An 8116-nucleotide genomic window follows, 5' to 3' on the forward strand; every position below is an offset into this window, starting at 1 on the left:
TGGTAGGGGAGGGACAGTCGTCCGGATTGCGCGTCGAACGTGCCTTCGAGCTGCGTGTCGCCCTGGGTGGACGTGAGCCGGACCGTGCGGTCCTGGAGCTCCACGCGGAACTGCATCCGGTTGCCGAAGTTCCGCTCAGGGTTGCGGATGAACGCCGTCACGGAGCCGTCGGGCTGCTTCTGGACGACGAGATACAGCGAAAACCAGTCCTCCAGCGGCGTCACGTTGCCGCGCCAGACACCCGGCTGAAGCGAGCGCAGCTCCACCGGGGACGCGAACTTCATCCCGCTCATGAGCACGGGAGGCTGGATCCAGTGACCGGTGATGCCCTGGCCGTTCTCCGCCAACGTGGCTCGGAGTTCGCCTCCGGGGAAGACGACGGACACCTTCCGACCCTCGACCTGGGCTGGAACGTCGAATCCCGCGATGCGCGCGCGCCACGTGTTCCCATCCCGCACCAGCGTCAGTTCTCCTCGGACTTGAGGTCCGAGGACGCGCTCACTGCCCCAGATGCCCACCAACGGGTCCGCGGGCATGGGGACAGCGCCGACATGGAGAGGAATCAGCGCCAGCAGAAGCCCAAGGATGCGGTAACGGGTCATGGCCTTGATGACACTACACGCCTCGTTGGATGAAACCGGCGGCATTTGCTAGCCATACGCGTCGTGACAACTCACGTCGGCAAATACCAGCGCATCCGCCTGCTCGAAGAAGGCATCATCGAGGATCATCTGGCCAAGGCCGCCGGCCGGTGGGGCATCGAAAAGACGCTGGTGCTCCAGTGCCTCCGGCCGGACATGGCCGAGGACGTGGATTTCGCGGAGATGTTCCTCGACACGGCGAGGAGGGCCGCCCGGCTCAAGCACCCGCACCTCGTGCAGGTCTTCGACTTCGGTAAGGCGGACGGCACGTACTTCCTCGCCAGGGAGCACGTCGACGGACCCAGCCTGCGCAGGTTGATCAGGCACGTGTCGGTCCAGCGGATGGCCCTGCCGGCGACACTGTGCGCGCGCATCATCTCGCAAGCCTGCGAGGGGCTCGCCTTCGCCCATGACCTCACCGACCCCGAGACGAACAAGCCGCTGAGGCTCATCCACCACTGCATCCGGCCGAACAGCATCCTCTTGTCGCGCCAGGGGATGGCCAAGGTGGTGGACCTCGGCGTCGAGAACTTCCGGTCCCGGTGGACCCCCCAACACCATTCCCCCAACCTGAGTCAGCACGTGTACATGGCGCCCGAGGCCATCAGGGGGTTGCCGGTGGACCGGCGTGTGGATGTCTACTCGCTCGGGGTGGTGCTCTACGAACTGCTCACCACGCGCAAGCCCTTTGAGGGCAAGTCCCACTGGGACGTGTTTCAAGCCGTCTTGTCCGAGCCCATGGTGCCCGCCGAGCGGCACCGCCCGGACCTGCCCGATGCCCTGCGAGCCATCCTCGCCCGGGCGCTCGCGAAGGATCGGGACCAGCGCTACCCGGATTGCCACGCGTTCCGGAAGGACCTGGAGGAGTTCATCCGCTCCGAGGGTGTGCCGGTGACACCGCGGCAGGTGGCCCGGCTCGTCCAGCAGGTCACCGCGAGCGACGACCCGGAGACCCAGGCACGGCCCCGCTTAAGACGAGGCTGGATCCTTGCGGCGGCAGTGGGCCTGGGGGGCCTGCTCGGAGGCGGCGCCCTGCTCTGGAAGATGAGCGCTGCGCCCGAGCCCGAGAAGGTTCGCGCTATTCCACCGTGAGCGGGAACCAGGCGGATGCAGGATGGCCCGTCACCGCGAGGACGCGAGGCTCCTCTTTGTCCTGCCACTGCCAGTATTTGACCTGCGATTGCCAGGAGCACGGCTCGACGGTGATGGTCAGCGGTCCCGAGCCTTCGCTCCGGGGCTTGAAGATCACCTCCAGCTCCGCGGTAGCGCCTGCCTCCAATCCGGCGGTAACCCCCACGACGTTCACGCGCTGCTCCTCCACCATCGGGAGCGGCTGGCCGCGATACCGCACGCTCACGTCCACCACACGAGCGCCGAGGAGCGCCCCGGACACCCGGATCCGCACGGCCTCACACGGAGTCCCGTCATTGCGCACCACCGCCCGCCACGTCTCAATCACAGGCGCGGACACGCTCAGCGGCGCGGAGCTGTGCTCGGTCCAGTGGAACGCGGGCATCTTGTAGCCCACGTGCATGAGCGGCGCGCCCGGGCTCACCGGCCGGTTCGAGGCCTGGATGCGCAAGGGATGTCCGGGCTCAGCGGTGAGCAGGAAGAGCGCGTCACTGTCCTCGGCGCCCACCCACCACCGGTCAGGTCCCGCAGGCGTCACGGACACGAAGGCAGGCCACTCCCCCACGAGCGTCTCCAGCACCTGGAGCCCGGGCAGTGACACCAGGAGGGTCTTGTCCTGCACGAAGAGGAGCGCTCGGGACGCGTCGAGTACGCACACCCCGGCGCCGCCCCAGATCAGTTCTTCCGCATCTTCATCCTCATCATCGCTCTTCGGGATGGAGCCGAGCAGGGTGCCATCGAGCGCGAAGTGGAGGAGCGCCGTCTGCCGGTAGTTGATGACGAGCAGGAGGAGCACGCCGTGAGGAGTGGCCAGGGCCCGCCAGATGTCCTGCTCACCGCCAGGCTCGATCTGGAGCGCGCCCTCCGGCTGAGCCGCCCCCGGTCGGAGCACGTAGACGCGGCCCCGGCCTTTCTCCACGACGGTGATGCCGAAGGGGCTCGTGTCGAGGAACGCCCCATCGGGGACCTGACGGAGGGGGCGCCCCTCGGAATATCCGTACCCGTGCGTGGCGGGCACGGGCTTGGGCAAGGTCATGGGCTCCCATTGCTGCCCGGACCCATCGGTCGCGAAGAGGGTGGCCAGCATGAGGGCGTCGTCCACCACCGTTCCGATGAGCCGGTCACTATCAGTGGTGAGATCGAAGCACTCCCTCGGAAGTGTCTGAATGGGAGCGCTCGCGCCGGTCCCCACGGAGAAGACCCGCCGATCCCCGCTTCCCACCCAGACGTCCTGTGCCTCGTCGAGCGCGGCGAGCACCACGGGCGCTGATGGATGATCCGGCACGTCTCCACTGACCTCCCGGTACACGCCTTCGGCGCGGTGGAAGACGATGAGCCGCTGAGGTCTGAGATCAAACAACCACGATCTACGGGCCAGGAGACGGCGTCTCGGATACATGGCCCGCATCATACCCACTGACGCGCGTTCCCCTCCGGCATCAAGAAGGGTTGTCCAGCAGCACCACGTCGCCTGGATTGAGCCAGGAGCAAAGCCGCTGGCGTTGGGGAAAGCCGCCCATTCGGAACCTAGCCGTACTCGCGTGCCATGGAGGTATTGCAGAAGGCCTCGTCGAGGAAGACGAGCTGCTGCACATCCACAACGCTCATGAGCGCGGCGAGGACGCGCCTGCACCAGACGTTTTACGGTGCATCGCGCGCGCAGGTAGTGATGGATCGAGAAGTCCCGCTCAGGGTTGCGGGTGAACGCCGTCACGGAGCCATCAGGCTGCTTCTGCGAGGTCCGGCGAGAACCAGTCCTCCAGCGGTGCTACGGTGCCGCGCCAGAGACTTGGCTGAAACGTGCGCAGTTCCACAGGAGTGGCGAACTTCACGCCGCTCATGAGCACAGGCGGCTGGAGCCAGTGACCGGAAATGCTCTGGCCATTTTGGGCCAGGGTGCCTCGAAGCTCGCCCTGACCTGGGAAGATGACGGAGAGCTTTTGACCCTCGACCCAGGCCAGAACGTCGAAGTCTGCGATGCGTGCGCGCCAGGAACTCCCGTCTCGCACCAGCGTCAATTCTCCTCGGGCCTGAGGGCCGAGGACGCGCTCACTGCCCCAGATGCCCACCAACGGATCCGCAGGAGCGGGGACAGCGCCGACAGAAGCTCAGTGAGACTTGGGATTCTGGCGAATGAGGAGCAGGCAGGGAGCATTTAATGTGTGACATTACAGACTCCGTACCAATTAGCCTACCGAGGCACATTCGGTTTCGTGTTCCCCAACTCGCTTCATCCAAGTCGCTCAAGCAACATCAATTAAGTGGGGCGGATACCGGAGCGACGCTTTTTGAGCGAGGCTTTCTTCTCCAAACATATTCCTTGGCGCTGCTGCCCCAAGCATACTTTATTGGTCACCACTGACATGCCACTCTGCCCGGGCTAAGAGTTCGTCGAACGTGATGATCTCCGGCTCGTACAGGTTGCGCCTGTAGAGTTCGAACGACTGGTATTTTTCGCGATGTACGCCTCCTCCTGAACCCCGAAGTTGGTCCAAATGCCCCACGACAAGGAAGGAACGAGGCCTGACGACAAATGTTCCATCCTGCGTTTCTGCTCCGTCCTCGTCGTTGTCAGGAAGGTATGAGCCTATTTGTTTTGCAGCCAGATGAACCGTCTGCTGTACCTGAGTAACACCTCCGACAAGTTCTGGAGAGGGCGCCCAACAGCCTGGGCGGTACTCCTGACTTGTAAGCAGACTTGTCTCGTGGTGTTTGATTTCAGCGAACACCATTGCGCGAATCCTGCCATTGGTGCGCATCAATGCGTCTGCACGCTTGCCGGGACCCACGACTGAAAAGCCGGCGACCACTTGCTCCAGCTTGTTCTTGTTCCAGGATGTCAGAAGTTGACCAGTCAAGCTGATGCCCAAGATCCACGGGTTTTGTTCGAGAAGTACCTGCCATACTCGTTCTCTGCTACCCCCATGCAGAACTCGCGCTTGCTCAAAATGATTTTTATCGGAGAGTAGGTCTCGGAACTCTTGAACTACTTTCTTGCGGTGGGCCAGTGCAATGATGTCCCCAGCCGAGGCATCGTTCTCAATGATCTGGCGAAATTTCGCAGGATCTCGAGAGTACAAGCGAGATATTGCCTCAGGATCGGCAAAGAAGTCGCGGATCGTTTGATCGTCAATCCGAAGTCTTGTTTCCCTGCCTTCGATTGGGATGTGTTTGAGTGCCTGAACCATGTCAATGAGTCTTGCCGCTGCTTCACGGTCAAGAGTCAGGAGGTTCTCGAGTTTGGTTGCATTGCCATTCGTGGGCACTCGCTGGATCTGCAACTCCCTGATTTGACCAGCCTCCCGGGCAATCTGTATTTTGATTTGTTTGCGGCCGCCTGGTGTGGTGAACACTGTTTGCTCCGTCCACTCTAACTTGCGGAATGTATCCTCAGGCTGATTTAGCTCGCCAGTCTCGTCGAAAACCTTGACAATGAAGCGAGCTGGCTGGCCGTAGTCCTGTGAGGCACGTAGATCGAGAATGAAGGTGCGGTGGATGTAAGTACAGTCAGTTCTTCTGCCGCGCGCATACGTCACCTCGTTAGGCTCGGAAATGACATTTCGAGGTTCGCTATTGCTGCCCCCCGGCAGTAGCACGTTCACTTTTCCCCGGCCGTAGTCATGTGGCATCTTTGCGCTTCCAAGCTACTCGCGAACGCATGCAGTCGCGAATTTCTGAATGATCGCCTGGTAGTGACGTGCGGCTAATCTGGTCAGCGCAGTGCGCGAGGCAGAAATCCCTGTGCGCAAGCGTCGTGAAAGGTGAGATCTTGCCTGTCGCAGACGCGCTCAAGGTCAGAGGATAGACGTGACAGAAATTCAGTGCAGTAGCGCGTGTAGCTATGCACTTTGAAGTCGTGAGTGGACGGTTGATAGCGGGTCGAGACGACGCGGATTGAAGCTATCCGACTTCTTACTCTGCGGATGGTGGTCCTCATGGCGGTGCTGGAGGTAGGGCCGCGAATCACGTTCGCTCCAGACGAAACGGGCCCGAAAGATTCAACCCCGAGGGGAGGGGTTACGGATTGACGGTAGCCTTGATGTGCACGACCATCCCCTTCATCAGGTTGTATTTGTTGTGGACGACAAACACGTACTTCCCGGCGGAAACATCGTGGGTGTTCGTCGCGCTGGAGACTTGCAGACCTTGGAACGCAGGGAAGTGGCGGAACTCTTTGGCGGCTTGGAACTTCGCCAGGTTGTCCTCGGTCATGAGGTAAACATCGAAACCCTTGTCGGTGTTCTTGACGCCCTTGACCTCAAGCTTGAGGGTGGCGTTCTGATTCAGCGTGAAGCCTCGGGTCTGCATGCTGTGTGAGGGGATCGCGACATCCTCATCGAAGATGACCTCGGTCTTCGAGAACAGCCCGCTAGCATGTGCCGTGGGTGCCAGCATCATGCTGGTGAGGGCGACAGCAACGGAAAGGCAGAGCACGGCGGACGCTGACTTCAGCATTCAGTGAATCCTTTTCTCCAAGTGGAGGAGAGGGTTCTGGCCGATTTCACTCCGCCTGTGCATCCCTCGCGAGGAGTAGAGGCATGCCCACGAAAACGCCGCCTCGCTTCCGGGAGCACCGGAAACGGGCGGCGTTGGCACTGCCTACGGATGTGACGCGGGACTACCGGCGCTTCTGCGCCGCGTCCGCGTGCTTCTCCATGAACTCCGAATACGGGCCGTTGAAGTCGAGCACTTCCTTGCCCGCCTCCAGGCTCCAGATGCGGGTCGCGACCTCGGAGATGAGCTCCTGGTCGTGCGTCACGCAGATGACCGTGCCTTCGAACTTCGACAGGCCTTCCGCCAGCGCCGCGATGGACTCCAGGTCCAGGTGGTTCGTCGGCTCGTCCAGGATGAGCACGTTGTCCTGCGTGATCATCAGCTTGGACAACAGCACACGCACGGTCTCACCACCGGAGAGCGTGTCCGTCGGCTTCATCCGCTCCTCACCCGAGAAGAGCATCCGGCCCAGCACGCCCGAGATCTCCTCGTTGGTCAGCTTCTCGCTGATCTCCCGGAGGTAACCGAAGCACGTCGTGCCCTTGTGGATGACGCCGTGGTGGTCCTGCGGCAGGTAGCCCACCGTCGCCTGGTGGCCCCAGGTGATGGTGCCCGCGTCCGGCTCCAGCTGCCCCGCAAGCATCTTCACCAGCGTGGACTTGCCCACCGCGTTGCGGCCGATGACGCAGATGCGCTCGCCCTTGCAGACCAGCCCCTTGAACGGCTTGATGACCGGCACCCCGTCGAAGGACTTCTTCAGCCCCTCGAACATCAGCGTCTGCCGGCCGCTGACCACCTTCTGGTCGAACCGGATGAACGGCCGCGCGATGTTCGAGCGCTTCAGGTCCTCCGTCTTCAGCTTGTCGATCTGCTTGATGCGGCTCTGCACCTGCGACGCGCGCGTACCCGCGTGGAAGCGCGCCACGAAGTCCTGCAGCTGGGCGATCTTCTTCTTCTTCTCCGCCGTCTCGGACTCGACCCGGGTCCGCAGCTGCGACTTCTGCCGGACCATGTCGTCGTAACCACCCGTGTACTGGATGATGGTCTCGTAATCGATGTCCGCGATGTGCGTGCAGATGGAGTTCAGGAAGTGCCGGTCGTGGCTGATGGTGATCAGCACGCCCTCGTAGGCATGGAGGAAGTTCTCCAGCCAGCGGATGGAGTCGATGTCCAGGTTGTTCGTGGGCTCGTCCAGCAGCAGGCCTTCCGGCTTGCCGAACAGCGCCTGCGCGAGCAACACGCGCAGCTTCAGGCCGCCGGTGAGCTGGCGCATGGGCTCTTCGTGGAAGGACTCCTCGATGCCAAGGCCCGCCAGCAGCGTGGCCGCGTCGCTCTCCGCGGAATAGCCGTCCTCTTCCGCGATGACGCCTTCCAGCTCACCCAGCCGGTTGCCGTCCTCTTCCGTGATGTCGGCCTTGGCCAGGAGCTTGTTCTTCTCGTCCATGGCCGCCCACAGGTGGCGGTTGCCCATCAGCACCACGTCGATGACGCGGTCGTTCTCGTAGCGGAAGTGGTCCTGGCGCAGGATGCCCAGCTTCCGCGGGCGGATGATCTCGCCCATGTCCTGCTCCTCGTCACCCGCGAGGATCTTCATGAACGTGGACTTGCCGGCCCCGTTCGGACCGGTCAGGCCGTAGCGACGGCCCGGCGAGAAGGCGACGTTGACCTCCTCGAAAAGTTTCTTGGGCCCGTAGGCCTTGGAGACGTTGATGACGTTGAACATGGCGGCGGCTTGTAACGGAAATGGCGCGGCGACCCAAGACGCGCGGTGAATCGGTTGCTGGAGGACCCAATGTAACCGCCGGCACGCCCCGGAAATGCCGGCTTCCCACCCCCGCCCCCGGGGGCAG

6 protein-coding genes and 1 pseudogene are annotated in these 8116 nt (G+C 62.6%); 1 reads left to right on the forward strand and 6 read right to left on the reverse strand.

Annotated features, from left to right (window positions below):
- A pseudogene (locus D7W79_RS34810) lies at nt 1-458 on the reverse strand (serine hydrolase domain-containing protein); the annotation flags it as partial.
- Nucleotides 459-665: 207 nt separating this feature from the next.
- Here D7W79_RS34810 and D7W79_RS34815 point away from each other — a divergent pair.
- Nucleotides 666-1733 carry a serine/threonine protein kinase gene (locus D7W79_RS34815; RefSeq protein WP_147442199.1) on the forward strand — a complete coding sequence of 356 codons (1068 nt, stop codon included), beginning with the start codon at nt 666-668 and terminating at the stop codon, nt 1731-1733.
- Here D7W79_RS34815 and D7W79_RS44375 read toward each other — a convergent pair.
- The 5 genes from D7W79_RS44375 to D7W79_RS34835 form a co-directional block, all read right to left on the reverse strand.
- Nucleotides 1720-3132 carry a hypothetical protein gene (locus D7W79_RS44375; RefSeq protein WP_167497777.1) on the reverse strand — a complete coding sequence of 471 codons (1413 nt, stop codon included), beginning with the start codon at nt 3130-3132 and terminating at the stop codon, nt 1720-1722. The genes D7W79_RS34815 and D7W79_RS44375 overlap by 14 nt on opposite strands.
- Nucleotides 3133-3493: 361 nt before the next feature.
- Complete coding sequence (locus D7W79_RS34820) at nt 3494-3790, reverse strand: hypothetical protein (RefSeq protein ID WP_208729919.1); 297 nt, start codon at nt 3788-3790, stop codon at nt 3494-3496.
- A gap of 327 nt (nt 3791-4117) precedes the next feature.
- Entirely contained in the window at nt 4118-5401 is a 1284-nt protein-coding gene (locus tag D7W79_RS34825; protein WP_120529633.1) for a Shedu immune nuclease family protein, read from the reverse strand.
- A gap of 388 nt (nt 5402-5789) precedes the next feature.
- Nucleotides 5790-6227 carry a hypothetical protein gene (locus D7W79_RS34830; RefSeq protein ID WP_120529634.1) on the reverse strand — a complete coding sequence of 146 codons (438 nt, stop codon included), beginning with the start codon at nt 6225-6227 and terminating at the stop codon, nt 5790-5792.
- Nucleotides 6228-6390: 163 nt separating this feature from the next.
- Entirely contained in the window at nt 6391-7989 is a 1599-nt protein-coding gene (locus D7W79_RS34835) for an ABC-F family ATP-binding cassette domain-containing protein (RefSeq protein WP_120529635.1), read from the reverse strand.
- Nucleotides 7990-8116 lie beyond the last annotated feature (127 nt).

Origin of the sequence: Corallococcus exercitus (genome assembly GCF_003611585.1) — a bacterium.
In the GTDB taxonomy this organism is placed as follows: Bacteria; Myxococcota; Myxococcia; order Myxococcales; family Myxococcaceae; genus Corallococcus; species Corallococcus exercitus.